The organism is Qipengyuania atrilutea (genome assembly GCF_013370205.1).
Classification (GTDB): domain Bacteria; phylum Pseudomonadota; class Alphaproteobacteria; order Sphingomonadales; family Sphingomonadaceae; genus Actirhodobacter; species Actirhodobacter atriluteus.
The window spans coordinates 260584-287108 of record NZ_JABWGV010000002.1 but is presented as its reverse complement, the minus strand read 5'-3'; the positions used below and the strand labels follow the sequence as shown (position 1 = coordinate 287108).

Sequence of the window (26525 nt, the reverse complement as noted above, 5' to 3'; positions counted from 1 at the left end):
TCAAATCAAGGGAGAGAGCATGCCGGACCAGTTCGACTACATCGTCATCGGTGGGGGCAGCGGCGGCAGTGCGGCCGCGGGACGACTGGCGGAAGACGGCTCGCGCACCGTCTGCCTGATCGAGGCGGGCGGGCGGAACAACACGGTGCGGGTGAAAACCCCCGGCTTCATGCCGTTCATTCCGAAATCCTCGAACTACCGCTACGAAACGGTTCCGCAAAAGGGACTGAACGGGCGTAGCGGCTACCAGCCGCGCGGCAGGGGCCTTGGCGGTTCCTCGGCAATCAACGCGATGATCTACATCCGCGGGCACCGCTGGGATTACGATAATTGGGCGGCGCTCGGCTGTACCGGATGGGGCTACAACGATGTGCTGCCATACTTCCGCAAGTCCGAGGCTAATGAGCACGGGTCGGACCATTATCACGGCGCCAGCGGCCCGCTGTTCGTGTCCGACCAGCGTTACGTCAACCCGGCCTCATACGCCTTCGTCGAGAGCGCCGCTGCGCTGCAATTGCCGCGCAACGACGATTTTAACGACGAGCGCCAGTCGGGCTTCGGCATCTACCAAGTCACGCAGCGCAATGGCGAACGCTGGTCCGCCGCGCGCGCCTACGTCGAACCGCTGAACTCCGCATCCAATCTCGCGACCTTCACCCGCTCGCGAGTCGAGAAGCTGCTGATCGAGAACGGCCGCGTTACCGGAGTGAGCATCCGGCAGGGGCGCCGCCGCAAGACCGTGACCGCCCGCTACGGCGTGGTGCTGGCTGCCGGTGCATTCAACTCGCCGCAAATCCTGATGGCTTCGGGCATCGGTCCGGCGGAGCATCTGCGCGAGCACGGCATCAAGGTGGTGGACGACCGCCCCGCCGTGGGCAGCGATCTGCAGGACCACATCGACTACGTCTCCAGCTGGGAGACGACCTCGCGCGAAACCATCGGCGACAGCCGCGAAGGCACGCTGCGCATGATGAAGGCGATGGTGGAACACCGCCGCAAGCGCACCGGAATTATGACCACGCCTTACGCGGAGGCCGGCGGCTTCTGGACCGTGGGCGAGGATGCACCCGCGCCCGACGTGCAGTGGCACTTCGTGCCCGCCATGCTCGAGGATCACGGGCGGGAGAAGGTAAAGGGCCACGGCTTCTCGCTCCACGCCTGCGTCTTGAGGCCGGAAAGCCGCGGCACGGTCCGCCTCGCTTCGGCGGATACGAAGGACGCCCCGCTGATCGATCCGAATTTTCTCGACGACGAGCGCGACATGGCCGTGCTGCGCGCAGGCGTGCGCCTGTCGCACCGGATCGCCGACGCCCCGCCGCTCGCCGCCTACGGCCCGACTGACCGCTATCCGGTCGACCTCAACGATGACGCGGCGCTCGATGACCTCATCCGCAGCCGCGCCGACACGGTCTACCACCCCGTCGGGACCTGCCGCATGGGGTCGGACGAGTCCTCCGTAGTCGATCCGCAACTGAAAGCGCGCGGAGTGGACGGGCTGTGGATCGCCGATGCCAGCATCATGCCGCGGCTCATCGGCGGCAACACCAACGCGCCGAGCATCATGATCGGAGAACGCTGCGCCGATTTCCTGAAAGCCGCACACGCTGCCTGATCCAATCGACCGGGATCTGGCGATCTCGGCTCACGCATAAAAAAAGGCCGGAGCGCTATGCCCCGGCCTGTTCAAGTCGTTGTTCGCAGGAGGAACATCGGTTGGCGGACCGGAAGGGAGAGAGGAACTCCGGCCCGCCAATTCGGGTAATCAGTTGTAGGCGCGCTCTCCATGTTCGCCGATGTCGAGGCCTTCGCGCTCGATTTCTTCGGAGACACGCAGACCGGTCACGACCTTCGTGATAAGCGCGGCGATGGTGGTGCCGATAGCCGCCCAGACGATCGCGACGATGACCGCCCACGCCTGCACGCCGAGCTGCGCACCGAGAGGCGTCGAGCCGTCGCCCGGTCCGCCGAAGCCCGGCTGGTAGACGATGCCCGTGCCGATCGCCCCGACGATCCCGGCAACGCCGTGGATGCCGAACACATCGAGCGAATCGTCATAGCCGAGGCGCGGCTTCAGCTTGGCAACCGCGAAGTAGGCGATGACCGAAGCCACGATGCCGAGCACGATGGCGCCGAACGGACCGCTGTTGCCCGCTGCGGGCGTCACGGCGACGAGGCCGGCAATGACTCCTGAGCAGAAGCCTAGCGCGCTACCCTTGTGGCCCGCGAACCGCTCCATCAGCATCCAAGTCAGCGCTGCGGCAGCAGTCGCGACGAAGGTGTTGATCATGGCAAGGCCGGCAATGCCGTCTGCTTCGAGTTCCGAACCGGCGTTGAAGCCGAACCAGCCCACCCACAGAAGGCCCGTGCCGATCATGGTCATTACTAGGCTATGCGGCGGCATCGGCTCGGTCGGATAGCCCTTGCGCTTGCCGAGGAACATGGCGAGCACCAGTGCGGACACACCGGCGTTGATGTGAACCACCGTGCCGCCTGCGAAGTCGAGCGCGCCGTCTTCGAACAGGAAGCCGCCGCCGGCCCACACCATGTGCGCGATGGGGAAATAGGTGATCGTCAGCCAGATGGCGGTGAACAGCATCAGGGCGGAGAACTTCAGCCGCTCCACCGTCGCACCCGCGATGAGTGCTGCCGTGATGGCCGCGAACGTCATCTGGAAGCTGATGAAGACATATTCGCTGATGACTTCGTCGCTGAAGGTTGCCGCGGTGCTGTCAGGCGTAACCTGGCTCAGGAACAGGTTGCCCCAGCTGAAGAAGGCGTTGCCCTCAGGTCCGAACGCCGTCGAATAGCCCCACATCACCCAGATGAGCATTGCGAGCGTTGCTGCGCCGCCAACCTGCGTCATGGTCGAAAGCATGTTCTTGGAACGGGTTAGACCGCCGTAGAACAGCGCAAGGCCCGGAATGATCATCAGGAGGACGAGCAGCGTTGCCGTCATCATCCAGGCATTGTTGCCCGGATTGGCGACCGCCGCGGCAACCTCAGTCGTGGCGGCGGCGATCGGCGTGCCGGCTTCGGCTGCGGTTTCGGCCGCAGTAGTGGCCGCTTCCTGCGCCAGTGCGGCAGTGGCGGAAACGAAGGACATCGCGGCAATTCCGGCCGCGCTCAAGGTTCTGTGGATCATGGTCGTACCCCTCACGATGATCAAAGTGCGGTTTCGCCGGTCTCGCCGGTGCGGATGCGGGTGGCCGAAGCCAGGTCGAGGACGAAGATCTTGCCATCGCCGATCGCCTCGGTGCTGGCGACTTCCTGGATCGTCTCGACGACCTTCGGCGCGAGATCGGCCGGTGCGGCGATCTCGAGCTTCACTTTCGGCAACATATTCGTCGAATATTCGGCGCCGCGGTAGATTTCCGTCTGCCCCTTCTGACGGCCGAACCCCTTGACTTCGGATACCGTCATCCCGGCGACGCCGACATTGCCGAGCGCCTCGCGCACCTCGTCCAGCTTGAACGGTTTGATAATCGCGATGATGTATTTCACTAATAACCCCCTTGCGATCGACCGGATCATTCCGATTGGGAGTTACTCAGCAAAACACGTGCCAGTTCGCTGCACCGCACAAATGTTAGCAAATGAGCGTTTAGACTATCGTCGATGTGGTCAGATTTTAAGCACCTGCTATCTAATTAAGCAGTTTCAGCTTCGCTACGACAGGGAGATGGTCGGAGGCCATGCTCGCGAGGGCACTGTGGTGAACGCGGGTCTGGGATAGCGACCACCCTTCGGTCGCCATGATCCGGTCGAGCCGGGCGATCGGGCGCTGGCTCGGAAAGCTCGGACCCGGAGCGATCATCTGCCAGCTATCCGCGAAAATCTTCATCGCGCCGCTGTTGAGACCCCACTGGTTGAAATCGCCCACGATCAGCGCAGGGCATTGCCGGTCGCGCCGCTTCAGATGCGCCAGCAGTTCCTTCAGCTGGGCCCGCCGCCGGAGGCCCGACAGGTCGAGATGCGTGCCGGTGATGCAAAAGCTCTTGCCGCCGTGCGTCAGCGTTGCGTGAACCGCCCCGCGCGGCTCCAGCGTGGGCAATTCCAGCGCTTCGCAATCGGTAATCTCGATCCCGCGCTTTACGAGCAGCGCATTGCCGTGCCAGCCGATGCTGCGCTGCCGCCGGGCGACGCTGGCGATTTGCCAGTGATGCTCGCCCAGCATCGCGCGCGGCAGAATGGTCGCCCGTTCGCCGAAGCGCGCGTCGGCTTCCTGCAAGGCGACCACGTCGGCATCGATCTCGCTCAGGACCGACATGATGCGCTCTGGATCGCAGACCTTGTCGCGCCCCACGCCCTTGTGAATGTTGTAGGTTGCGACCGTGATTTGCATGACGTTCGAAGAGCTAGTTGCTCGCGGCTTCACCAGCAATGTAGCGGTCTGGCGGCGTGACGGGCAAACCGTCGATGGAGCGCGTCTCACGGCTCCGCTTCTCGACATATTCGACCGGGTCACGGCCGGCATGGTATTTGATGAGTGTTTCTCGTTCCCGCTCGTAATCCATGATCGGTACGCCCCAACCGCAGCTCGTCTGCACGTTCTCGACCGCTATGTCGAAGATTTGCCGTGTTCCGGGCAGCAGCGTGAAGTGCTGCGCAAATTCCTCCCACCGTTCGTCCTGTGGCAGGACCGGAACGCCGGTGCCGTAGATGCGCAGGATGAGGGCTGGTTGCCGGAAATTGCAGAACATCAGCGTAACACGTCCGTCGGCTACCAGATGCGCGTGCGTCTCGTTGCCCGACCCGGAGATATCCAGGTATGCGACGCGGCCCGGTGAAAGCACGCGGAACGTATCGGTCAGCCCCTTGGGCGAGAGGTTGATCCGCGCTCCCTCCGCCGCCGTCGCCACGAAGAAGATCGGCTGCCGCTCGATCATGGAGATGTGGTGGCTGGAGAGCGTGTCGGAAAAGTCGGCCATTACGCGAACTTACGTTGCCGCGACGGACCGCGCAAGATTACCGTTCGCGGGTCGCGCTGAAAGTAAGCTCCGTGTTCTTCTCCTGCGCGTAGTTCACGTCCCACGGGCTCTTCGCCATGAAGACGAGATTGCCGTCGCGGTCCTTCGCAAGATTGGCGCGGTTGAAGCGTTCGAAATCATCAAGCGCGCTTTCCGGACCCGACAGCCAGCGCGCGGTGGCAAAGGGTGCAGGTTCCAGCTTCGCATCGACCTTGTACTCCGCCGCCAGCCGCGAAACGAGTACTTCGAGCTGCAGCTGTCCCACCACGCCAACGATCCACTGTCCGCCGATCTCGGGATAGAAGACCTGGATGACGCCTTCTTCGGAAAGATCGTCCAGCGCCTTCCTCAGCTGCTTGGTCTTGGTCGGATCGACCAGCTGGACGCGGCGCAGGATTTCCGGTGCGAAGTCGGGCAGGCCGGTAAAGCGCACCTCGTTCTTCTCGCTCAGCGTATCACCGACCCGCAGCGTTCCGTGGTTGGGTATGCCGATGATGTCGCCCGGCTCCGCCGTGTCGGCGATCTCGCGGTCCTGCGCGAAGAACATGATCGGCGAGTGCACCGCGATCGGCTTGCCTAAGCCGCTCGGCGTCAGCTTCATGCCGCGTTTGAACGTGCCCGAGACCTGCCGCATGAAGGCGATTCGGTCGCGGTGGTTGGGGTCCATGTTGGCCTGCACTTTGAAGATGAAGCCCGTGACCTCGTCGCGAGTCGGCGAGACTTGTTCCTCACCCGCGGGCTGAGGTCTCGGAGGAGGCGCATGGCGCGCGATCGCGTCGATCAGTTCTTCCACCCCGAAGTTCTTGAGCGCGCTGCCGAAATAGACCGGCGTCAGGTCGCCGTTGCGGTAGGCCTCGAGATCGAATTCGGGATAGCCCATGCGCGCAAGCTCAGCCTCTTCGGCGAACTGTTCGGGCATGGCCGGGTCGGCATCGCGCTTTCCAAGAAATTCCTTCGAGCCGCCTTCGGGCCGCGCCACTGTACCGGTCGCGTAGTCGAGCACGCCTTCGAACTGGCCGCCCATGCCCACCGGATACATCTGCGGGCTAACGTCGAGCGCGAGCATGTCGGCGATCTCGTCCAAGAGTTCGAACACCGGGCGCCCTTCGCGGTCGACCTTGTTGACGAAGGTGATGATCGGGACGGAGCGCAGGCGGCACACCTCGAACAGCTTGCGCGTCTGCGGCTCAATGCCCTTCGCCGCGTCGATCACCATGATCGCCGAATCGACTGCGGTCAGCGTGCGGTAGGTATCTTCGGAGAAATCCTCGTGCCCCGGCGTGTCGAGCAGGTTGAAGGTGATCGTTTCTCCGTCATACGCCTTCTCGAAAGTCATCACGCTGGAGGTGACCGAGATCCCGCGCTGCTGCTCGATCTTCATCCAGTCGCTGCGCGCCCGCCGCGCCTGCCCCCGCGCTTTGACCTCACCGGCAAGATGGATCGCTCCGCCCTGAAGCAGCAGCTTCTCGGTCAGCGTGGTCTTGCCGGCGTCGGGGTGCGAGATGATCGCGAAGGTGCGCCGCGAGTTGGTGGAACTGGAGGTCATGGGCTGGCGATTACTGCTCGCCGCGCGCGATGGCGAAACCGGCGAAGTCCTGGTTGACCGGCATCAGCTCGATCCGGTTGATGTTGAGGTGCGGTGGCAGTTCGGCCACCCACAGGATGGTGCTGGCGATGTCCTCTCCCGTCATCGGATTGACCCCGGCGTAGAGGTCATCGGACGCCTTCTGGCTGCCAGTGCGCACCACCGTGAACTCGGTCTCGACCATGCCCGGCTCGATGCTGGTGACGCGCACGCCCGTTCCGTGCAGATCGGCACGCAAGGCAAGCGTGAAGTGGTTCGCGAACGCCTTCGACCCGGCATAGACGTTGCCGCCCGGATAGACGTAATTGCCCGCGACCGAGCCGATCGCGATGATCGCGCCCTTGCGCTCGATCAGAGCGGGCAGAAGCTTGCGGGTCAGTTTCACCATCGCCGTGATGTTCGTGTCGATCATGGTCTGCCAGTCGGCAAGATCGGCTTCCTGCGCGGGCGAAAGTCCCTGCGCGAGCCCGGCGTTGTTCACCAGCAGGTCGATGTCAGCGAAGTCCGCAGGCAAGTTGGCAAGCGCCTCGTCCATCGCCGCTTCGTCGCGGACGTCGAACACCGCCGGGTGCACCTTGTCCGCGCCAAGCTCGGACACCAGCGCATCGAGGCGTTCCTTGCGCCGCCCCGTTGCCACGCAGCGCCAGCCGTTTGCGACCAGCGCGCGCACTGCCGCCTCGCCGATGCCCGCCGTAGCGCCTGTTACAAATGCCGTTTTCATCCGCGAAGCTCCGCTCCTTGCTTGGCCGCAGCTGCGACCACCTTGTCCGAAATCGCTTTCAGGTCCTGATCGGTATAGCTCTTCTCGCCCGGTTGCAGGACGACTTCCACCGCTACCGATTTCTTGCCTTCGGGCACGCCCTGCCCCGCAAACACGTCGAACACGCGCGCACCGACAATATTCGCCTTGTCCGCGCCCCTTACCGCGCGGATCAGGTCGCCCGCCGCAAGTTTCTGGTCGACGAGGAAGGCGAAGTCCCGCCGCACCGGCTGTAGAGCGGGCGGGGTGTAGTCAGGCCGCGCGAAACCCTTGCTGGCGTTCTTCACCGGAACGGCGTCGAGGAAAATCTCCACCGCCACGACCGGCCCGTCGAGATCGAAAGCCTTGAGCGTCGCAGGATGCAGGGCGCCGAAGCGAGCCAGCACCTTTTTCGGGCCGAGCCGCAGCGTGGCGGACTGGCCGGGATGGAACTGTTCGCCCGCTTCGCCCATCACCATCAGATTATCGACCGGCGCTCCGGCAGCTTCGAGCAATGCCATTGCTTCTGCCTTCGCGTCGTAGGCATCGAAACCTCGTGCCTTACCGCCCTGCCAACTGCGCTCGCTGCGTTCGCCAGCAAGCACGATGCCGAGCGTCGGCTTCTCGTCGCTCGCGCCGTCCTTCCCGCTGAAGTAGCGGCGGCCGATCTCGAACAGGCGCGAGGCATCCGCGCCGCGGTCCGCATTACGCTTCGCCGCCGACAGCAGGCCGGGGATGAGTGACGGCCGCATCGCTTTCAGGTCTTCGCTGATCGGGTTTTCGAGCACCCACAGCGGCTCGCCTTCAGCCGCAAAAATATCCGCTTCGCCTTGCGGCAGGAAGGACCATGTCACCGCTTCATTGAGGCCGCGCGCAGCGGCGGCGCGGCGCAGCTTGCGTTCCATCACTTGGTCCGGGGAAGCAGTCGATTTCGCCACGCCCTCAGCGCGGGGCAGCGGGACGCTCTCGACCTGATCGAGCCCATGAATGCGCACGACTTCCTCGACCAGATCGGCAGCGCCTTCGACGTCGTGACGGCGCAGCGGGACGGTGACCTTCCAGTCCTCTGCGACCGCGAAGTCCAACGCTTCGAGAATGCGCCGCTGCTCGCTTTCCGGCACGTCAATCCCGCCAAGATTGCGGGTCAGCGCCGGATCGAAATCAATCACCTGCGCTTCGCTCGGCGGGGAGCCCGCGCGTGCGACTTCGCTTGGGCTTCCGCCGCAGGACTGCATGATGAGCTCGGTCAGCAGCGCGAGTCCATCATCGAGGAAGGCGGGGTCAACGCCGCGCTCGAACCGGGTGCGCGCATCGGACGCGAGGCCCAGCTTGCGGCCCGTCACGCCGATCGCTTCGGGATCGAAATAGGCGATTTCGAGCAGCACGTCAGTGGTCGCCTCGGTCGCGCCCGAATGCTCGCCGCCCATGATACCGCCGATGTCGTGCACGCCGCTATCGTCCGCGATCACGGTCATGGTGTCATCGAGCGTGTAGGTCTTTTCGTTCAGCGCCTCCATCGTCTCGCCGTCCTGCGCGCGGCGCGCGGTCACGGGTCCAGAGAGCTTGGCGACATCATAGACATGCGCCGGACGACCGCAGGCGAGCATCAGGTAGTTCGTGCAATCGACCACGGCAGAGATCGGGCGCTGCCCCGCCGCGATCAGGCGGCGCTGCATCCATTCGGGCGATGCCCGCGTGTTGTCGATCCCGCGGATGACGCGCCCGTAGAATGCCGGGCACCCTTCGGGGTCGTCCGTTCGGATCGCGACCGGGCACGGGTCCTCGCCGCCGATCTCGGGAACCTCGACGGGCTTGAACGTGCCGAGCCCCGCCGCTGCTAGGTCGCGTGCGATGCCCATAACGCCCATGCAGTCGGGGCGGTTTGGGGTGATCGCCACGTCGAAGACCGGGCTCGTGCCCTGGTACTGCGCAAAGGATTCGCCGACCGGCGCATCGTCGGGGAGTTCGATGATCCCCTCATGCGCGTCGCCCAGTTCGAGCTCGCGCACACTGCACATCATCCCGTTCGATTCGACCCCGCGGATGGCGCTCTTGCGAAGTTCCATTCCGTTCGCCGGGACCACCGCACCGGGCAGACCGAGCACCCCCTTCATCCCTGCGCGGGCATTCGGCGCGCCGCAGACCACCGTCAGCGGATCGCCCTCACCCGTGTCGATGCTGAGCACCTGAAGCTTGTCGGCATCGGGATGCTTCTCAGCGGTCAGTACCTTCGCCACGCGAAAGCCTGCGAGCTTTTCGGCTGGGTCCTCGATCCCTTCGACCTCATGCCCGATCGCATTCAGCTTGGCAGCGATCTCGGTCACGCTCGCCTCGGTGTCGAGGTAGTCCTTCAGCCATTCGAGAGAGAACTTCATGGCCGCGCTCCTACGCCTGCGGAAAGGGTCGGCTGGTCGAACGGCGAGAAGCCGTAATGCGCCGCCCAGCGCGCGTCCCCGTCGAAGAAGGCGCGCAAATCGTCCATCCCGTATTTGAGCATCGCGAGCCGGTCCACGCCCAGGCCCCAGGCAAAGCCCTGCCACTCGTCAGGGTCCAGCCCGGCGAACTCGATCACCCGGCGGTTGACCATGCCGCTGCCGAGCAATTCCATCCAGCCGTGCCCTTCCTCATCGCCCGAGCCGCCGAGCACGCGCTTGCCGTCCTTGACCGCGAAGCCGACATCGACCTCGACGCTCGGTTCGGTGAAGGGGAAGTACGACGGGCGCAGGCGCAGCACGATCTCGTCGGTCTCGAAGAACGCCTTGAGGAAGGTTTCCAGCGTCCATTTGAGGTGGCCGAGGTGAATGCCCTTGTCGATCACCAGCCCCTCGACCTGGTGGAACATCGGCGTGTGCGTCGCGTCGCTGTCGCTCCGATAGACGCGGCCCGGCGCGATGATGCGGACCGGCGCACCTTCGGCGACCATCGTGCGGATCTGCACGGGCGAGGTGTGCGTGCGGAGGAGCATCCGCCGACCCTCACTATCCGTATCGGGGAAATAGAATGTATCGTGCATCGCGCGCGCGGGGTGCGTTTCCGCCATGTTGAGCGCGGTGAAATTGTGCCAGTCGTCCTCGATCTCCGGCCCCGTCTTCACCGCGAAGCCGAGGTGCGCGAAAATCTCCGCCAGTTCGTCCATGACCTGGCTGACCGGATGGATCGTCCCGCGCGGCGCCGCCTGCGCAGGCAGCGTCAGGTCCAGCGTCTCGGACGCGAGCCGCTCGTTCAGTGCCGCTTCTTCCAGAGCGGCCTTCCGCTCCGCCACGGCGTCCGCAATTCTGGTCCGCATGGCCTGGATGCGGGGTGCTTCGACCTGCCGCTCTTCCGGGCTCATCTTGCCGAGCGTTTTCATTAGCTGGCTGACCCAGCCCTGCTTACCCAGCGCCTCGACGCGGATATCCTCGATCTCGGCGACGCTCTGGGCGCTTTCAAGGCGCTTGAGGGCCTGTTCGGTGCGGTTTTGGTTTTCGCTGCTCATGTCGGTCGCTCGCTTAGTAAGCACAAACAAAAAGCGCCACCCTTTCGGATGGCGCTTCTCGTATTTCATTCAGCTTCTCAATCAGGCGGGAAGCGCTTCCTTCGCCTGCTTGATGATGCTGCTAAAGGCCGCGCTTTCGTTCATGGCGAGGTCGGCCATGACCTTCCGGTCGAGCTCGATCCCGGCCAGCTTCACGCCGTGCATGAACTGCGAGTAGGTAAGGCCTTCCGCGCGGACGGCAGCATTGATGCGCTGTATCCACAGAGCGCGGAACGTGCGCTTCTTAACCTTGCGGTCGCGGTATGCGTACTGGCCGGCTTTTTCGACGGCCTGGCGCGCAACGCGGATGGTGTTCTTGCGGCGACCGCGATAGCCCTTGGCTTGGTCGAGTAGCCGCTTGTGCTTCTGGCGCGTGGTGACGCCGCGTTTGATGCGAGGCATAAGTGTATCCTTTCAGAAAATTCGTGTGGAGGCGGCGCGGCTCAATCGAGCCCGTAAGGCGCCCACTTCTTCACGGTCTTGGCATCGGCCTCTGCAAGGACGGTGGTGCCGCGGTTCTGGCGGATATACTTCGCATTGTGGCTCATCAGGCGGTGGCGCTTTCCAGCGACCCCGTGCTTGACCTTGCCGGTGGCGGTGATCTTGAAGCGTTTCTTCACACCGCTCTTGGTCTTCAGCTTGGGCATTTTCGTCTCCTGTTCGGATGTCTGGTCAAAGACACGTTCGGCCAGTCCTGGCAGCCCTAATCGGCCAGACCGGCGCGCATCGCTCGTGTCGGTGAAGGGCGCTCATTTAGCGAGAAGTCCGCGAAATGCAAGCGCCGTATGACGCTGGGGCGCCGGGTCAGTGCGCGTAGCTCATCTTGCGCGTCATCCCGCCATCGACCGCGATCTGCTGCCCGGTCACGAAGCCCGCCGCGTCCGAGACGAGCCATGCGATCGTCCCGGCGATATCCTCCACCGTGCCGACCCGGCCGACCGGATGCTGCTCGCAGTCGATGTCGCGGTGGCGCGGCTCCTCCCGCTCGCTTTCCTTCTGCCATGGACCGGTCTCGATCCACCCCGGCAGGAGTGCATTGACGCGCACCGCCGGGCCGAGGCTGATCGCCATCGCATGAGTCAGCGCGCTCACCCCGCCCTTGGCCGCTGCATAGGCGAAGGTTTCCGGCTCCGATTGCAGCGCGCGGGTGGAGGATATGTTGACGATGCTCGCTCCCTCCGCGCGCCTCAGCAGCGGGACGGCAGAACGGCTGCATAGGAAGGCGGCAGTCAGGCTCGCGTCGATCCAGCCCTGCCAATCTTCCAGCGCCAGTTCTTCGAGCGGCCCGCAATAGGGATCGGCGATCCCGGCGTTGTTGATAAGTGCGGTCAACGGCGCTCCGCTCAGCCAGCCATCCAGTTCGGCAAAGGCATTCGTGACCTGCTCTTCCACGCCAACATCGCAAGTGATCGCAAGGCAGCGATCGTCCGGCAACAAGGCGTCGATCTCCGCCAATGCCTCTTTGTCCTTGTCGAGTACGCAAACGCGCCAGCCCAACCCGCTGAAATGCAGGGCGGTTCCGCGCCCGATACCGGCACCGCCGCCGGTGATGACTATCGTTTTATTCATAGCTTACGAACGCGGCAGTGTGCGCGGCGTTTCCGCGAAATTGCGGGGTCAGAGCTGTCCGTGACCCGGTGGCAGCGCGTGAATATCGCCGAGGCCCGACCCGATGCCGTCGCCTAGGCCCATCGCTTCCAACACGTCTTCGAGCCTTGCCTGATCGCCCATCGCGATGACCTCGCCTGTGCTGCCCGCGTGGAGCGGTTCGCCCGCCCAGTCACACATCGTGCCGCCCGCGCCCTCGACCACGGGCACCAGCGCGGCGAAATCGAAAAGTTCGAGCCCGGCCTCGCACACAATGTCGATATGTCCGGCTGCAAGCAGGCCGTAATTGTAGCAGTCACCCCCGTAAACGATCATGCCCTGCCGCTTGTCGCCTGCGATCTTCTGCGCAAGCGACATATAGGCATCGGCCTGCTCGGCATCGAAGTAATGCGGGCTGCTGGTGGCAAGCGTCGCATCTTCGAGCGAACGGCAGGCGCGCGTTTTTACCGGTTTGCCGTTCAGCGTCGTGCCTTCCCCGATGCGCCCGACCCAGCGCTCACCTGCAATCGGCTGGTCGATGATGCCCAGAACCGGGAAACCATCCTGCAGAAGCGCGATCAGCGTGCCGAAGATCGGCCTTCCCGCGATGAAGCTGATCGTACCGTCGATCGGATCGAGCACCCAGGTCCGGCTCGCGCCTTCCTTGCGCGTGCCGTATTCCTCGCCGACGATACCATCGTCTGGTCTTTCGGCCTCTATGATCGCGCGCATTACGGCTTCGGCTGCGCGGTCGGCTTCGGTCACGGGAGAAGCGTCGGCCTTCGCTTCCTCCGCGAAGTCGGAGCGGAACAGCGGGCGGATGGCTTCGCCCGCCGCGTCGGCAAGGCGGCCCGCGAGGCGGACGTCGTCGACAATACTCATGCACCTGCCATCGCTGGCGCGCGGGGCAGGGTCAAGCCGCGCTCAGTCGAACAGGCTGGAAACGCTCGATTCGTCGGCGATGCGGCGCACGGCCTCGCCGATCAGCGGCGCGATGGTGAGAATGCGGATCTGCTGCGAATCAACCGAATCGTCTGTCGGACGGATCGTATCGGTAATGACCAGTTCCTTGAGCGCGCTCTTGTCCACGCGCGCGACCGCTCCACCTGATAACACGCCGTGGGTGATATAGGCGGCAACGCTCGCCGCGCCGCTGTCGAGCAGCGCCTGCGCTGCGTTGCATAGCGTGCCGCCCGAATCGATGATGTCGTCGATCAGGATGCAGTGCCGCCCCGAAACGTCGCCGATGATGTTCATCACTTCCGATTCGCCCGGCCGGTCGCGGCGCTTGTCGACGATGGCGAGCGGCGCATTGTCGAGCCGCTTCGCCAGAGCCCGGGCGCGGACCACGCCGCCGACGTCGGGGCTGACGACCATCAGATCTTGATCGCCGTAGCGCGCCTGAATGTCCGCAGCCATTACAGGCGCGGCGTAAAGGTTGTCGGTCGGAATATCGAAGAAGCCCTGGATCTGTCCTGCGTGCAAATCGACAGACAGCACGCGGTCGGCACCGGCCTGCGTGATGAGATTGGCGACCAGCTTCGCACTGATCGGCGTGCGCGGACCGGGCTTCCGGTCCTGCCGCGCATAGCCGAAATAGGGCACGACCGCCGTGATCCGTCGGGCCGAAGCGCGGCGCAGCGCATCGATGCAGATCAGCAGTTCCATCAGGTTGTCGTTCGCCGGAAAGCTCGTCGACTGGACGACGAATACATCCTCGCCGCGCACGTTCTCGTGGATTTCGACGAAGATTTCCTCGTCCGCGAACCGGCGCACGCTCGCATCGCACAGCGGCATTTCGAGATAGCCCGCGATGGCGCGTGCCAGCGGGAGGTTCGAATTGGCGGCCATGATCTTCATGCTGAGGGAGAATCCTGTTGTCTTCGATGCGGCGGAGGAAAAGTGCCTATCGCCGCACCCGCTCTCCCGCAACGACCTCTACTTGCCTAGCCGTGGACAGCGCGCGCGTTAGGCATCCCTTCAGCTCGTGAGCGTGGGGGTTCCGCGGTGCTCGCCCTTGATCCAGCGAACCGTGCCGGACGAGGCGCGCATGACCACGCTTTCGGTCGTCATCCTGCCGCCGCGTAGGCGCTTGACGCCTTGCAGCAGGGAGCCGTCGGTAACGCCGGTCGCGGCGAAGATGCAGTCGCCCTTCGCCAGATCATTCAGCTTGTAAATGCGGTCGAGGTCCTCGATACCCCATTTTCTCGCACGGGCCTTCTCGTCTTCGTTGCGGAACAGCAGCCGGCCGTTGAACTGGCCGCCGACACAGCGCAACGCCGCTGCCGCCAATACGCCTTCCGGCGCGCCGCCCTGTCCCATATACATGTCGATCGTGGTATCTTCGTCGGTCGTCGCGATCACGCCCGCGACATCGCCGTCGCCGATCAGTACCACGCCGCAGCCGATGCCGCGCAGTTCCGCGATGAGGTCGCTATGACGCGGCCGATCGAGAACGCAGACGATGATCTCGTGCGGCTCGACGCCCTTGGCCGCCGCGACCGACTTCACGTTCTCGGTCGGCGATTTGGCGAGGTCGATGACGCCTTCAGGATAGCCCGGCCCCACCGCCAGCTTGTCCATGTAGACATCGGGCGCGTTGAGCAGGCAGCCTTCCTCCGCCGCTGCCAACACCGCCAGAGCATTGGGTCCGGCTTTCGCGGTAATGGTCGTACCTTCGAGCGGGTCGAGCGCGATGTCGATCTTGGGGCCCCGGCCCGGTGCGCCGCCGACCTTCTCGCCGATATAAAGCATCGGAGCTTCGTCGCGTTCGCCTTCGCCGATTACCACCGTGCCGTCCATATAGAGCGTGTCGAACGCCTCGCGCATCGCTTCGACAGCGGCGGCGTCGGCCGCTTTCTCGTCGCCGCGCCCGATGAGTTTGGAGGCGGCAACCGCGGCAGCTTCGGTCACGCGGACCATCTCCAGAACGAGCACACGGTCGAGCGGATTGTCGCTCGCATTTTTTGAAGCATTCATAATGAATTCAGTCCCGAAGTAGCGATGCTGGTTGATTGCCGGTGGGCGGTAAACGGGGGAAGAGTGAATGTCGAGCAGTGCCGCAACTCGCATCCGCCTGCTTCCCGCAATGGCACTGACTGTTTTTGCGTCGGCACCGCTCGGCGCGCAGGAAACACCGCCGCCCGCCGCCAATACGGCCGAGCAGGCGATCGACGAGGCGCGCGACGCCTACGGTCCTCCACCGCCGAACGAAGAGTGCCGGGTGGAGCAGGATGCCGCGACCATCACCGGCGAGATCATCGTTTGTCGCCGATTGGGCGACCAGTCCGAGTACCGGCTGGTAACGCCGAGCGAAGCGACCAAACGCTACGCCGAGGAGACGATGAACGAGGGCAATCCAAAAACGCCGGACTTTATTTCCGACTGTCACGATCAGGGCTGGCCGGCAGGATGCGTGCGGGTCGGCAGCGTGCCGCCGCCCGCCTACATCATCGATTTCGACACGCTACCCGATGCTCCGCCGGGTTCGGATGCGGACCGGATTGCGCGCGGTCTGCCGCCGCTCGGACGCGACGTAGCGCCGGTCCGGCCGGAAAACAGCGCAGCTACGCCTGAAGGATCGGCATCACCAGAGGCGGAGCAGTAAGACCTTCGGCATCGGCGAGCAGCTCGATCGCCTTCGTCACGCAGCCCTCCGGACCTTCGTGCGTGACCATCGCGACGAGCACTTCGCTGCCATCGTCTGAGCGCCCTTCCTGGATAAGGCTTTCGATCGACACCTCCGCATCGCGCATGGCCGCGGTAATTTCCGCAAGCACGCCGGGGCGGTCGTAGACGGTGAAGCGGAGGTAGGTCCGCCCCTTCCGTCCGCTCGGATCGGCTGGCGGCATCGCTTTAAGATCGGCGACCGGAACCGAGAACGGCGCACTTGTTTCTCCGCCCGCCTCGCCGCGTGCAAGGTCGATCAGGTCCGCTACCACCGCGCTCGCCGTAGGACCGTCCCCTGCACCGGCGCCTTGGAACAGAAGGCGCCCGGAGAAATTGCCTTCGGTCACGACCGCATTGGTCGGCCCGTCGACCGCCGCGAGCGGATGGTCCTTGGGAACGAGGCACGGGCGCACGCGCTGAAGCAGCTTGGTCATGCCTTCCTGCTCTTCGGTATCGGCCATGCCGATCAGGCGGATCGCGAAGCCGAGCGTTGCGGCTTGCCGGATGTCGGCTGCGCGCACCCGAGATATGCCCTGCGTTTCGACGGAGGCGAAATCGATCCGGCACCCGAACGCGATCGCAGCCAGAATTGCCAGTTTGTGCGCCGCATCCACGCCCTCGATGTCGAAGGTCGGGTCGGCTTCGGCAAAGCCGCGTTCTTGCGCGCTCGCCAGCATTTCGTCGAAATCGGCGCCGGTGTCCTCCATCGCCGAGAGGATGAAATTGCTCGTGCCGTTGAGGATGCCGTAGATCTGCTCGATCGCATTCGCTGCAGCGCCTTCGCGCAGGCCTTTGACGACCGGAATGCCCCCGGCCACCGCAGCCTCGAATTTCAGCGCAGCCCCGTTCTGAGCAGCGAGTTCGGCCAGGTCGAGACCGTGATGTGCGACCATGGCCTTGTTCGCGGTAACGAGCGATTTGCCAGCGCCGAGCGTACGGCGAGCAAGGGTCAAGGCGGGGCCATCGGACCCGCCAACGAGTTCCACCACAGCGTCCACGTCCTCGCGCGCGGGCATTTCGGTCATATCGTCGTGCCAGTCGTAGCGCGACAGATCGATCCCGCGGTCGCGGCTGCGTTCCCGGGCGCTGACGGCCACGATTCGCATGTCGCGTCCAGCCCGGGCGGCAACCATGGCCCCGTTCGCTTCGAGCAGGCGAATAACACCGGTTCCCACCGTGCCGAGGCCCGCAAGGGCTATCCGCAGCGGAGGCAGCGCGGCCTTGCGCGAGTTGTCAGCCATGTCGATCGGTCCCGTCTCAGCCGTTAAGAGTGACAACGCCCCTAACGTGACGGCGAGACGCATTGGAGCCAGTTTGTCTTGGCCCGGCCAAAAGCCGGGTTTGCCTGACGCGCGCTTGGGCGATGCTTAGCCGCGGGTTCGGCGGCACTCTCCGAGTTCGCGCATTACATAAGCGTAGTCCTGCGCCGCGCGCATGCGAGCTTCGCCGTCGCGGGCTAGGTTCGCGTCCTGCGGCAAAGTCTGCGGCAGCGAACAGGCAAGACGGTACCACGCAATTGTCTCGGGCTGTACTGTTCCGGCGGACTGATCGACGAGTTCGGTCCACGATACGCCCCAGCGAACCGGTTGGTTCGGACGGCGCAGAACCGTCATTGATACCGGCATGTCGTTCTCCGTCATGAGGAAGAACTGCGTTTCCGATTCGCCGACGAGGTTGCCCCTCACCGATAGTGCATCGCGAACGCCGGTAACGACCGGCGGCGTGTCTGCCGACGCGAGCTCGGCAAGAATCGGCCGTAGCCGCGAACTCAGCGTTTCGCTCCAGGAAAGCTGCGCGCCTTTCTCTACCAGTTGGATTTCGCCGGGGCGGCCCGGCACGGTGCGGGCGAACAGGATAACGTCCTGCTTCTTGAGCTTAGGCGCCTTCCCCTTCGCATTCAGCGGGACATCGACGAGATACTTGAGGGATTCGCCGATCGGCGCATTGCCGGAAATGAGCGCGGTCGTTTCCGCTTCGAGGTACAGCCGTGCATATCCGGGCGCGAGGCCCGGTGCACGTTCCGCTTTCACCCGCGCCTGGTCCGTTATCCGGGCGCGGATCACCAGCGGCGCATCCTCAGCCAAATCGACGAGGTCGGCATAAGTCAGCGAGGGCGGCGCTGCAGTTTCCTGTGCCGCGACCGGGACTCCCCACACCGCTAGCGATGCGGATAGCGTAAGGCCGAGAGCAAAGATGTTAGCGCTACGAAAAGCGCGGCGAGAAGGCTGGTTCGATTTCATGACTTTACCCCTGCGCAAAGCGTAATTGATCGTAGCTGAACTAACCTGCACGCAGTCTGCTCGTTCCATTTTGAGCGGATTGCGGCGGGGTATAGTCGGACAAAGCATTTGCGCGCCTAGCTTATCGTGGCTAAGACTTGCAGCGCTCGGGGACACAATAATGACACAAATCCCCGTGCTCAGCTATCGGAGCGAAGGAACTTCGGCGGACGCGGTCCGTCTTGCTTTTCGCCCCGATTGGTAAATACTGAGTAAATGCGGGTCGAGGGCATTATGGAAAGTCTCTCTATCCGCGGATAGTTCGCTGGACCGGGTCCGGCAGCAGTAAATGGAGTGATCCGACCGAATGGCCTATGCAGACCAACAGATGAGCTCGAACCGCATTATTGCGCTCATCATAGTTGCGATCATCCATGTCGTCATCGGTTACACGCTCGTCACCGGCCTGGCTTTCGAAGCCGCCAAGAAGGTCGTAGAGCGTGTGACCACCGTCGACGTGGACGAACCACCGCCCCCCGAACCCGAGGAAGAGCCCCCGCCCCCGGAGCCGCAGCCGGAGACCCCGACTTCGCCTCCCCCGCCGGTCGCTCCGCCGCCACCTGTCAATGTGGCGACCAACCCTCCGCCTATTCGGACGCAGACAACGATTCCGCCGCCCGCACCGCCGGCATTTCGGATCCCGCCGCCTGCTCCACCAGCGCCGCCGGCTCCCCCGCCCGCACCGCCTCCCCCGCCGCCGCCGCCCTCGCAGGCTCGTGCAGCGTCGCGCGACAACTTCCAGCGTTGGGGCGCACAGTTCCAGAACGATTATCCGACGGCGGCTTTGCGCCGCGAAGAGGAAGGGACCGTTCGGATGCGGATCACAGTTGGAGCTAACGGACGTGTTTCGGCTTGTTCAGTCGTCGGTTCGTCCGGATCGAGCGCGCTCGACGATGCGGCCTGCCGCGTGATGCAACGCTATGGACGCTACAATCCGGCGCTTAACCCAGCAGGTAACGCAATTTCGAGTACGCTTACCGAGGCCATCCGTTACGTGCTTCCGGAATGACCGGCACGACATCACGTATTTGAAAACTTATTCTCACAAAGGAATCGTTCATGTTCATCAATCTCATTGCCACTGCTGCCCCGGAGGCGCCCGAAAACGCGTTCGGCTTCGTCCAGGCAATGGAAGAGGGCGGCCCGATCGCCTGGTCCATTCTTGCCGTTCTGGTCATCATGTCCGTCGGATCGTTCTACATCCTCATCACCAAGTGGATCGAACAGCAGAAGGTCTTCAACCAGTACAAGAACGTCCGCACCAGCTTCTGGCGCACCAATTCCATCAAGGAAGGCGCGACGAAACTGGACAAGGACAGCGCATGGCGCCAGATCGTCGACGATGCGATTGCCGCTGAAGACCAGCACGGCAAGATGACCGACAGCATGGAAGCGCACGACTGGATGCACGGCTCGCTCGCCCGCAGCGAAGCCTCGATCAACTCGAAGCTTGCAGGCGGCCTGCCGTTCCTCGCATCGGTTGGTGCAACGGCCCCGTTCGTTGGCCTGCTCGGTACGGTGATCGGTATCTACCGCGCACTCATCAACATCGGCATCGCCGGTTCGGCTTCGATCGACAAGGTCGCAGGTCCGGTTGGTGAAGCACTGATCATGACCGCGATCGGTCTGCTCGTTGCTGTGCCTGCCGTGCTGGCCTACAACTGGCTGCAGAGCCGCAACAAGCGGATCGCCGAACTGCTCAGCGGTTTCTCGACCGACATTCTTGCGAACATCAATTCCAAGGGTGCGGTTCGTCCGAACACCATGACGGCAACGTCAACACAGCAGGCCGGCAAGGCTGCTCGTACGGCTCCGGCATCGAGCGCGACTGCAACGAAGACCGGTTCGACCACCACGACGACTGGCGGTACGACCACGACCACTACCACGACGCCGAAGCGCTAAGCGCTACGGCAAGCGGATGCCGGCCGGGGTACTTACGCCTCGGCCGGGCACTAGACGAACTGACACGATGAAGCCGGACAGGACCTAATAATGGCAATTTCTACCGGAGGCGGGGGCGCTGAAACCCCAATGTCGGACATCAACACCACCCCGCTGGTGGACGTGATGCTCGTGCTTCTCATCATCTTCCTCATCGCGGTCCCGGTCGCGATCCAGACGATCGACCAGTTGGAAATTCCCATCCTGGAAACCGTCGAATCGAAGGATAAGGTCGAGAACCTGCTGCTTACCGTCAGCACGACCGACGAAGCTGGCCTGAGTGCCGGTGAACCGGGCTATCAAGGCGCGTCGCGGACCGGCGAGTGCCGGGTGTATTTCAACAACATCACTCCGGTCACGTCCGAAGAGCTTTACGACCGCTCGTTCGAACGGCTCGATGCGATCGTCACACGCGCAGGCGGTGCCGAAGCCATCATGCAAGAGCCCGACCTGATTCCCCAGGTTCATATTCGGGGTGATGAAAACGCACCGTGGCAGTGCATCGCCGGGGCCATCTTCAATGTGCAGACGGCGGGCTATCCGACGGTCGGTTTCATCTCGAACCCGGTCGATCCGAATTAAGCTGCGATAAGCAAAGACACTTTCAGGAGTTACAATCATGGCAATGTCAGGCGGCAAGGACGATGGATCGCCGATGATGGAAATGAACACGACGCCGCTTATCGACGTCATGCTCGTTCTGCTCATCATGTTCATCATCACCATCCCGGTGGCGACCCATGCGGTGAACATCGATCTGCCGCAGCCCAATCCCAACCCACCGGAAGAATTAATCGATCCGGTCAAGAACAAGGTCGTCCTGTCCCCGCAGGACGAAATCTTCTGGAACGGCGACACGATCGACGAGGGCGAATTGCTTCGCAATCTGCAATTGACGACGAGCATCAATCCGGAACCCGAACTTCAGTTCGAGCCGGAGGCACGCGCCAGTTACGACAAGTCGATCCGCGTCCTGAATATCATCAAGGGCTCCGGCGTGACCAAGTTCGGCTTCGTCGGGAACGAGAAGTACCGCAGCTTCGGTACCGGCGGTCCGGCCAACCCGACCGGCGGCTAAAAGAACTTACAAATCTGACGAAGAAGGGGGCGGAGCGATCCGTCCCTTTTTGTATCCGGCGGATGAGCACGCTGACCGCGACGAGCAGTTCAACACTCCCCTCAGCTTGACATATTCTCGGGCACGTGATGTTATTACATCTTCAATCGAGAGGAGCATTCCATGTCGCAGTCATCTGTCGCCGCTTCGTCCGCACCGCTCTCCGATCTCAACACCACGCCGCTGATCGACGTTCTGCTGGTCCTCCTCGTGATGTTCATCATCACCATACCGGTCGCCACCCACTCGACCGATATCGATTTGCCGCAGTGCAACGACTGCACCCCGCCGCCTCCGAACCCGCTGAAGAACCTCGTCAGTATCAATGCCGCCGACCAGTTGTTCTGGAATGGACAGCCGATAACGAATGAAGAATTGGCACTCGGACTTGCGCAGACTCGCGCACTCGCCGTTGAACCTGAACTGCAGTTCGAGCCGGCGGCGCTCGCAAGCTACGACGCCGCGGTACGCGCGCTCGACGTCATCAAGCGCAGTGGCGTCACCAAATTCGGCATCGTGGGCAACCAAAAGTATCGCAGCTTCGGCAGCAGCTAGGTCTGGCGGCGCGCGATCTATTCGTCCGGATCGTCCAGCCGCATTGCCGCCGACGCGAGGCTTTCCGCCTCGATCAGCAGTTCGTCGTCGACCGACCCTGCCGGCAGCCGCTCTCGTCCGATAACGACCATCACCGGGACCGCGAGCGGGCTCACCCGTTCGAGCTGAACGTGGACGAGCTGCTCTTCAGCGCGCTCGAGCAGGCTGGCAAGTCGCCCCACATCGGTCATCAATGTCCGCGCATCGGCCCAAGCGGCCTGCATCAGGACATGGTCGGGCTCGTACTTCTTCAGAACGTCGTAGATTAGGTCGGTCGAGAAGGTGACCTGTTTGCCCGACTTTCGCCTTCCCGGCTGCTGCCGCTCTACGAGCCCGCCGATTACCGCGACCTCACGAAAGGCACGGCGCAGGAGATGCGAGTTCTGCACCCAGTCGATGAACTCGTCCTGCAGGATATCGGGCGACAGCAGTGGCCCGGGATCCTTGACCGGCTTCAGGCCCCAGACGGCGAGAGAGTAGTCATTCGCGACGAAACCGCCCGGCTGTAATCCCAGGTCCTCCATCCGCCGCGTTATCAGCATGCCGAGCGACTGGTTCGCGTTCCAGCCTTCGAAAGTATAGAAGACGCTGTACTCGCGCTGGCCGTGCGGGAAGCTCTCCACCAACAGCTGCCCCGGCCCCGGCAGTTCGCTGCGCCAATCCTGCACTTCCAGCCATTCGCGCACGTTGTCGGGAAAGCGCGCCCAGCCCGCACGGTCGACCAGCATCTCCCGCACTCGGTCGGCGAGATGCGTCGTCAATGGCATCCGCTGGCCGCCGTAGGACGGGATCATCGCGGACTTGGTCGAGGCACGCACGACCACGTCCATATCCTTCACCTGCTCGACCTCAAGGCTCATGCCCGCGAAATTGAACGTGTCGCCGGGGGAAAGTGAGGCCGCGAAGCGCTCCTCGATCTTGCCGAGGCTGCGCCCGTTGCGAAAACGGACCTGCAACATCTCGCTGTCGACGATGATGCCGGCGTTAAGTCGGTGCTTTGCCGCCTGTTCGGGATGGGTCAGCCGCCATACGGTCTCGCCGCCCGCCCCCTTTTCGCGCGTGATCCGGCGAAACCGGTCGTAGGCCTTCAGAGCGTAGCCTCCGGTTGCGACGAAGTTCAGCACCCGCTCGAGCACTTCCTCATCGACCCAGGCGTAGGCGAGCGAGGAGCGGATTTCCGCCAGCATTTCGGCCTCGGCGAATGGGGCGGCGCAAGCGCAGCCCATGATATGCTGGGCGAGCACGTCGAGGCCGCCGGGCCGAAAGTCTTCTCCGTCCCGCTGCCCCTCGTTCACGGCGTCGCGCGCCGCGGTCGCTTCCAGAAACTCGAACCGGTTTCCGGGCACGAGCAGCGCGTGGCTCGGTTGGTCGAGCCGGTGATTCGCGCGGCCAATGCGTTGAAGCAGCCGCGACGATCCCTTGGGTGCACCCATCTGCACGACGAGGTCGATGTCCCCCCAGTCGACACCCAGATCGAGGCTAGCCGTCGCCACCAGCGCTCTAAGTTCGCCGCGTGCCATGGCGCCTTCGACCTTGCGCCGCGCCTCCTTCGAAAGCGAGCCGTGATGCACGCCGATCGGTAGATTGTCCTCGTTCACATCCCAGAGGTTCTGGAAGATGTACTCGGCGAGAAAACGCGTGTTGGTAAAGACGAGCGTCGTCTTGTTCGCCTTGATCCGCTCGTACAGTTGCGGGATCGCCCACGTCGCCGCGTGCCCGCCCCAGGGGACGCGCTCTTCATCCGGGAGCAGAATCTCGACCGAGGGTTCGGCGCCCTTCTCCCCTTCGACCAGCGCAACCTCGTCAATCTCTCCCCACGGCGCAAGCCACTCGCGAAACCCCTGCGGGTTGGCGACGGTTGCGGACAGGGCGGTTCGTTGAAGGTCCGGCGCGATTGCCTGAAGGCGCGCAAGGGCGAGGGCGAGCAGGTCGCCGCGCTTGCCGGTCGCGAACGCATGAATCTCGTCGATGACGATCCGCTTGAGACCGGCGAACAGGTCGAAGCTGTCCGGGTACGTCAGCATCAGCGACAGCGATTCGGGCGTCGTCATCAGGATATGGGGCGGTTTCAGCCGCTGGCGCTTCTTCCGATCGGACGGCGTATCCCCGCTGCGCGTTTCCAGCCGGATCGGCAGATCCATCTCCTCGACCGGCATGACGAGGTTGCGGTGGACGTCATGCGCCAGCGCCTTAAGCGGCGAGATATACAGCGTGTGAAGCCCTTCCGGCGGCGCCTTACCTGCGAGCTTCGAAGGTGCGAATGCGGCAAGGGTCGGCAGGAACCCCGCCAGCGTTTTGCCTGCACCGGTATCGGCGACCAGCAAAGCGTGCTTTCCCTGTGACGCCGTGGTCAGCATCTCGCTTTGGTGCCGCCGGATCCGCCAACCGCGTGCATCGAACCAGTTCTGGATTTCTGTCGGAACCTGCGTTTGCGCCATGACGTACAGGTAGTGCCTTGCGTGTACGTTAGAAAGAGCGGTTGCGGCAGGCAAGTTGCTGCACTGCGTCAAACCTTTGTTGCGCTAACAAACTGATCTTGCGGCGAATTGGCGCGAATATGCGCCGAAAAGCGGACCTATCCTGCGCGCCGTCCGTTTTATGGTTAACGGGCCGCAACGCGGCACTTGCTGACCGGAGAAAGCTGCCTTCCGGGACGGCAACAGGCATTCTTCGGCAGCATGAGGAGAGCACTTATGGCTAACAGGAACGGGTCGAACGACTACGACCGCAACTATCGGAGCAATCGCAACAACCGCGGTTATCGTCAGCAGGAACAGTTCCGTGACGATTCCTCGCAATATGGTGATGGCGACTACTACGGCTCTTCATACAATAGCCAGATGAACGACCTCGACCGTCCGCAGAACTACAGCGACGCGAACTTCGGTCAGGACCAAGAATACAGCAACAACCGCAGCCGCGAATTTGGTATGTCGCGCGATCGCTACGGCTCACGCCAGCGGAATCAGAGTGAATACAATACGTTCGATGACTACGACCGTGACGATGACGGCCGCCGCAGTGGTTACCGCCGCACTCACGATCAATCGCATTCGTACTTCCGCGGTGATGAATATGGCGGCCCCAGTATGTCCAACCCGCGTTCGGGCTATGGCAATTATGCTGGAGGCGCGACAATGGGCGGATATGGCTCAGATCGCTATACCAACCGCGACCGCGGCTTTTTCGATAAGGCTGGGGACGAGATCGCAAGCTGGTTCGGTGACGAAGATGCCGAGCGCCGCCGCGAGCAGGACCACCGTGGACGCGGACCGTCGAACTACAAGCGTTCGGACGAACGCATTCTGGAAGACAGCTGCGACCGTCTGACGGAAGACCGCACACTCGATGCGAGCAACATCGAAGTGACGGTGCAGGACGCGGAAGTGACGCTCGACGGTAAGGTCGACAGCCTTCGTTCGAAGCGCCGCGCAGAAGACTGCATCCACCACCTGTCGGGTGTGAACCACGTGCAGAACAATCTGCGGGTCGATAGCGACAGCTTCTCGAACAACTACAATCGGAACAATTCGACGAGCTACGATCAGAACGAAACGCGTCAGACCAAGACATCCTGATGCCGATCTAATCACAAACGAAAAGGGCTCCCCTCGCGGGAGCCCTTTTTTGTGCTTTAATCCTCTCTTGAAGTGTCTGCCATCGCTTCGGCTTCGGCTGCTGCGGCCATTTTCTGGCGAAGCTCGACCTCACTCAAATCGAGCAAACCGGCAAGCCGGCTACGTTCTGCGGATGACAGATCGTCATACCCCCGCGCTTCGGGAAGTTCTGCCGCCGCGGCTTCGAGTTCGCCTGCCATCTCCGGCAGGCTTCCCAGCATCGCCGGAACCGACTGCATCATCGCGGACATGACCTGCGGGTCGGCAAATACTGCCATCGATTCGCTCGCATATCGTGCGCCGGTCGGCGTAGCGAAGAATGCGGTGATGTCGCCAAGTTCACGCTCGCTGAACCGGACGGCATAGGCGTTCGTCAGACCGTCGCGCATCGGTGGTTCGAGCCTCGCGAACATATCGGTCATGAAGCTGGTCAAGACGCCTTGTATCTGTTCGGCGCGCTGCTCCGCCTTCGGATCGAGCAGGTCGACGATCTGCTCGCTCTGCTCGTCGGTCAGGTCCGGAAGATTCTCGCCCTCCAGTCCCACTTTGCGCTCGATCAATCCGCGCGCGCCCAGCGGACCCGTCACCATCCCGAACAGCGGCTGCATGATCGAATCCATCATGTCGCCCATCATCTGGCCGTAGAAGCCTTCGGGAAGGACTTTCACGACCACCGCGCGCGCTTCGGGCAGGCGCGCTTCCTGCTCTGCCGTCAGCGGTTCGGCCTGGAACATCTGCTGCAGCGCCGCCATCATCTCGGCTTCTTCAGCGCCCGAGACGTTCTTCGGCGCTATCTCGGGCTTGATGGTGGTAATGTCGTCTTGTGCGACTGCAGGCGCGCACAGGCTCGCCGAAGCGAGCGCTCCGGCAATGGATAGCTTCGTGATTCGGATCATAGTCACCCCCTTGTTGA

General features: G+C 63.2%; 26 protein-coding genes. 8 read left to right on the top strand and 18 right to left on the bottom strand.

Annotation, left to right across the window (positions count from 1 at the left end; genetic code table 11):
• The first annotated feature begins 19 nt into the window (after positions 1–19).
• Positions 20–1612, top strand: a complete 1593-nt coding sequence (locus HUV48_RS06405; protein WP_176266964.1) for a GMC family oxidoreductase — start codon at positions 20–22, stop codon at positions 1610–1612.
• 150 nt (positions 1613–1762) lie between these two features.
• Here HUV48_RS06405 and HUV48_RS06400 read toward each other — a convergent pair whose 3' ends face one another.
• The 14 genes from HUV48_RS06400 to glpX all read right to left on the bottom strand — a co-directional run bounded on the left by HUV48_RS06400 (position 1763) and on the right by glpX (position 15371).
• Complete coding sequence (locus HUV48_RS06400) at positions 1763–3142, bottom strand: ammonium transporter (RefSeq protein ID WP_176266963.1); 1380 nt, start codon at positions 3140–3142, stop codon at positions 1763–1765.
• Between the two features lie 20 nt (positions 3143–3162).
• Positions 3163–3501, bottom strand: a complete 339-nt coding sequence (locus HUV48_RS06395) for a P-II family nitrogen regulator (protein WP_176266962.1) — start codon at positions 3499–3501, stop codon at positions 3163–3165.
• 142 nt (positions 3502–3643) lie between these two features.
• Positions 3644–4342: an endonuclease/exonuclease/phosphatase family protein gene (locus tag HUV48_RS06390; RefSeq protein ID WP_176266961.1), complete on the bottom strand. Its 699-nt coding sequence runs from the start codon at positions 4340–4342 to the stop codon at positions 3644–3646.
• 13 nt (positions 4343–4355) lie between these two features.
• Positions 4356–4928 carry a pyridoxamine 5'-phosphate oxidase family protein gene (locus HUV48_RS06385; protein ID WP_176266960.1) on the bottom strand — a complete coding sequence of 191 codons (573 nt, stop codon included), beginning with the start codon at positions 4926–4928 and terminating at the stop codon, positions 4356–4358.
• A gap of 37 nt (positions 4929–4965) precedes the next feature.
• Positions 4966–6513: a peptide chain release factor 3 gene (locus HUV48_RS06380; protein ID WP_176266959.1), complete on the bottom strand. Its 1548-nt coding sequence runs from the start codon at positions 6511–6513 to the stop codon at positions 4966–4968.
• Positions 6514–6523: 10 nt separating this feature from the next.
• Positions 6524–7273, bottom strand: a complete 750-nt coding sequence (locus HUV48_RS06375; protein WP_176266958.1) for an SDR family NAD(P)-dependent oxidoreductase — start codon at positions 7271–7273, stop codon at positions 6524–6526.
• Positions 7270–9666 (bottom strand): phenylalanine--tRNA ligase subunit beta, encoded by a 2397-nt coding sequence (gene pheT, locus HUV48_RS06370; RefSeq protein WP_176266957.1) that lies wholly within the window; start codon positions 9664–9666, stop codon positions 7270–7272. The genes HUV48_RS06375 and pheT overlap by 4 nt, the downstream gene beginning before the upstream one ends.
• A complete protein-coding gene (gene pheS, locus HUV48_RS06365; protein WP_176266956.1) occupies positions 9663–10766 on the bottom strand; it encodes a phenylalanine--tRNA ligase subunit alpha in 1104 nt (367 codons plus the stop codon). Before pheS ends, pheT begins: the two co-directional genes overlap by 4 nt.
• 81 nt (positions 10767–10847) lie before the next feature.
• A complete protein-coding gene (gene rplT, locus HUV48_RS06360) occupies positions 10848–11207 on the bottom strand; it encodes a 50S ribosomal protein L20 (RefSeq protein ID WP_176266955.1) in 360 nt (119 codons plus the stop codon).
• A gap of 41 nt (positions 11208–11248) precedes the next feature.
• The gene (rpmI, locus tag HUV48_RS06355; RefSeq protein WP_176266954.1) at positions 11249–11452 is read right to left on the bottom strand and encodes a 50S ribosomal protein L35; all 204 of its coding nucleotides are present in this window, start codon (positions 11450–11452) and stop codon (positions 11249–11251) included.
• 157 nt (positions 11453–11609) lie between these two features.
• Positions 11610–12374 (bottom strand): SDR family oxidoreductase, encoded by a 765-nt coding sequence (locus tag HUV48_RS06350; RefSeq protein WP_176266953.1) that lies wholly within the window; start codon positions 12372–12374, stop codon positions 11610–11612.
• Positions 12375–12422: 48 nt separating this feature from the next.
• The gene (gene hisN, locus HUV48_RS06345; RefSeq protein ID WP_176266952.1) at positions 12423–13274 is read right to left on the bottom strand and encodes a histidinol-phosphatase; all 852 of its coding nucleotides are present in this window, start codon (positions 13272–13274) and stop codon (positions 12423–12425) included.
• A gap of 42 nt (positions 13275–13316) precedes the next feature.
• The gene (locus HUV48_RS06340) at positions 13317–14252 is read right to left on the bottom strand and encodes a ribose-phosphate pyrophosphokinase (RefSeq protein WP_176266951.1); all 936 of its coding nucleotides are present in this window, start codon (positions 14250–14252) and stop codon (positions 13317–13319) included.
• A 120-nt stretch (positions 14253–14372) separates the two neighbouring features.
• A complete protein-coding gene (glpX, locus tag HUV48_RS06335) occupies positions 14373–15371 on the bottom strand; it encodes a class II fructose-bisphosphatase (protein ID WP_176266950.1) in 999 nt (332 codons plus the stop codon).
• A 67-nt stretch (positions 15372–15438) separates the two neighbouring features.
• On the opposite strand from glpX, the gene HUV48_RS06330 reads away from it, so the two are divergent.
• A complete protein-coding gene (locus HUV48_RS06330) occupies positions 15439–15999 on the top strand; it encodes a hypothetical protein (protein ID WP_176266949.1) in 561 nt (186 codons plus the stop codon).
• On the opposite strand, the gene HUV48_RS06325 is transcribed toward HUV48_RS06330, so the two are convergent.
• Together HUV48_RS06325 and HUV48_RS06320 are read right to left on the bottom strand one after the other, a co-directional pair.
• On the bottom strand, positions 15959–17302 hold the full coding sequence (locus tag HUV48_RS06325) for a homoserine dehydrogenase (protein WP_176266948.1): 1344 nt from the start codon (positions 17300–17302) through the stop codon (positions 15959–15961). The genes HUV48_RS06330 and HUV48_RS06325 overlap by 41 nt on opposite strands.
• A 126-nt stretch (positions 17303–17428) precedes the next feature.
• On the bottom strand, positions 17429–18301 hold the full coding sequence (locus tag HUV48_RS06320; RefSeq protein ID WP_217906710.1) for a hypothetical protein: 873 nt from the start codon (positions 18299–18301) through the stop codon (positions 17429–17431).
• 346 nt (positions 18302–18647) lie between these two features.
• On the opposite strand from HUV48_RS06320, the gene HUV48_RS06315 reads away from it, so the two are divergent.
• The 5 genes from HUV48_RS06315 (at position 18648) to HUV48_RS06295 (ending at position 21956) form a co-directional block, all read left to right on the top strand.
• Positions 18648–19349 (top strand): TonB family protein, encoded by a 702-nt coding sequence (locus tag HUV48_RS06315; protein WP_176266947.1) that lies wholly within the window; start codon positions 18648–18650, stop codon positions 19347–19349.
• Positions 19350–19399: 50 nt separating this feature from the next.
• Complete coding sequence (locus HUV48_RS06310; RefSeq protein ID WP_176266946.1) at positions 19400–20245, top strand: MotA/TolQ/ExbB proton channel family protein; 846 nt, start codon at positions 19400–19402, stop codon at positions 20243–20245.
• 90 nt (positions 20246–20335) lie between these two features.
• Entirely contained in the window at positions 20336–20866 is a 531-nt protein-coding gene (locus tag HUV48_RS06305; RefSeq protein ID WP_176266945.1) for an ExbD/TolR family protein, read from the top strand.
• A gap of 37 nt (positions 20867–20903) precedes the next feature.
• Complete coding sequence (locus HUV48_RS06300; protein ID WP_176266944.1) at positions 20904–21362, top strand: ExbD/TolR family protein; 459 nt, start codon at positions 20904–20906, stop codon at positions 21360–21362.
• A gap of 162 nt (positions 21363–21524) precedes the next feature.
• Positions 21525–21956 carry an ExbD/TolR family protein gene (locus tag HUV48_RS06295; protein WP_176266943.1) on the top strand — a complete coding sequence of 144 codons (432 nt, stop codon included), beginning with the start codon at positions 21525–21527 and terminating at the stop codon, positions 21954–21956.
• Between the two features lie 17 nt (positions 21957–21973).
• On the opposite strand, the gene HUV48_RS06290 is transcribed toward HUV48_RS06295, so the two are convergent.
• On the bottom strand, positions 21974–24433 hold the full coding sequence (locus HUV48_RS06290) for a ligase-associated DNA damage response DEXH box helicase (protein ID WP_176266942.1): 2460 nt from the start codon (positions 24431–24433) through the stop codon (positions 21974–21976).
• A gap of 255 nt (positions 24434–24688) precedes the next feature.
• Here HUV48_RS06290 and HUV48_RS06285 point away from each other — a divergent pair, with 255 nt between their 5' ends.
• Positions 24689–25573, top strand: a complete 885-nt coding sequence (locus HUV48_RS06285) for a BON domain-containing protein (protein WP_217906709.1) — start codon at positions 24689–24691, stop codon at positions 25571–25573.
• Between the two features lie 56 nt (positions 25574–25629).
• Here the strand turns inward: HUV48_RS06285 and HUV48_RS06280 are convergent, their stop codons facing one another.
• Positions 25630–26508 (bottom strand): DUF2059 domain-containing protein, encoded by an 879-nt coding sequence (locus HUV48_RS06280; RefSeq protein ID WP_176266941.1) that lies wholly within the window; start codon positions 26506–26508, stop codon positions 25630–25632.
• Between the last annotated feature and the right edge of the window lie 17 nt (positions 26509–26525).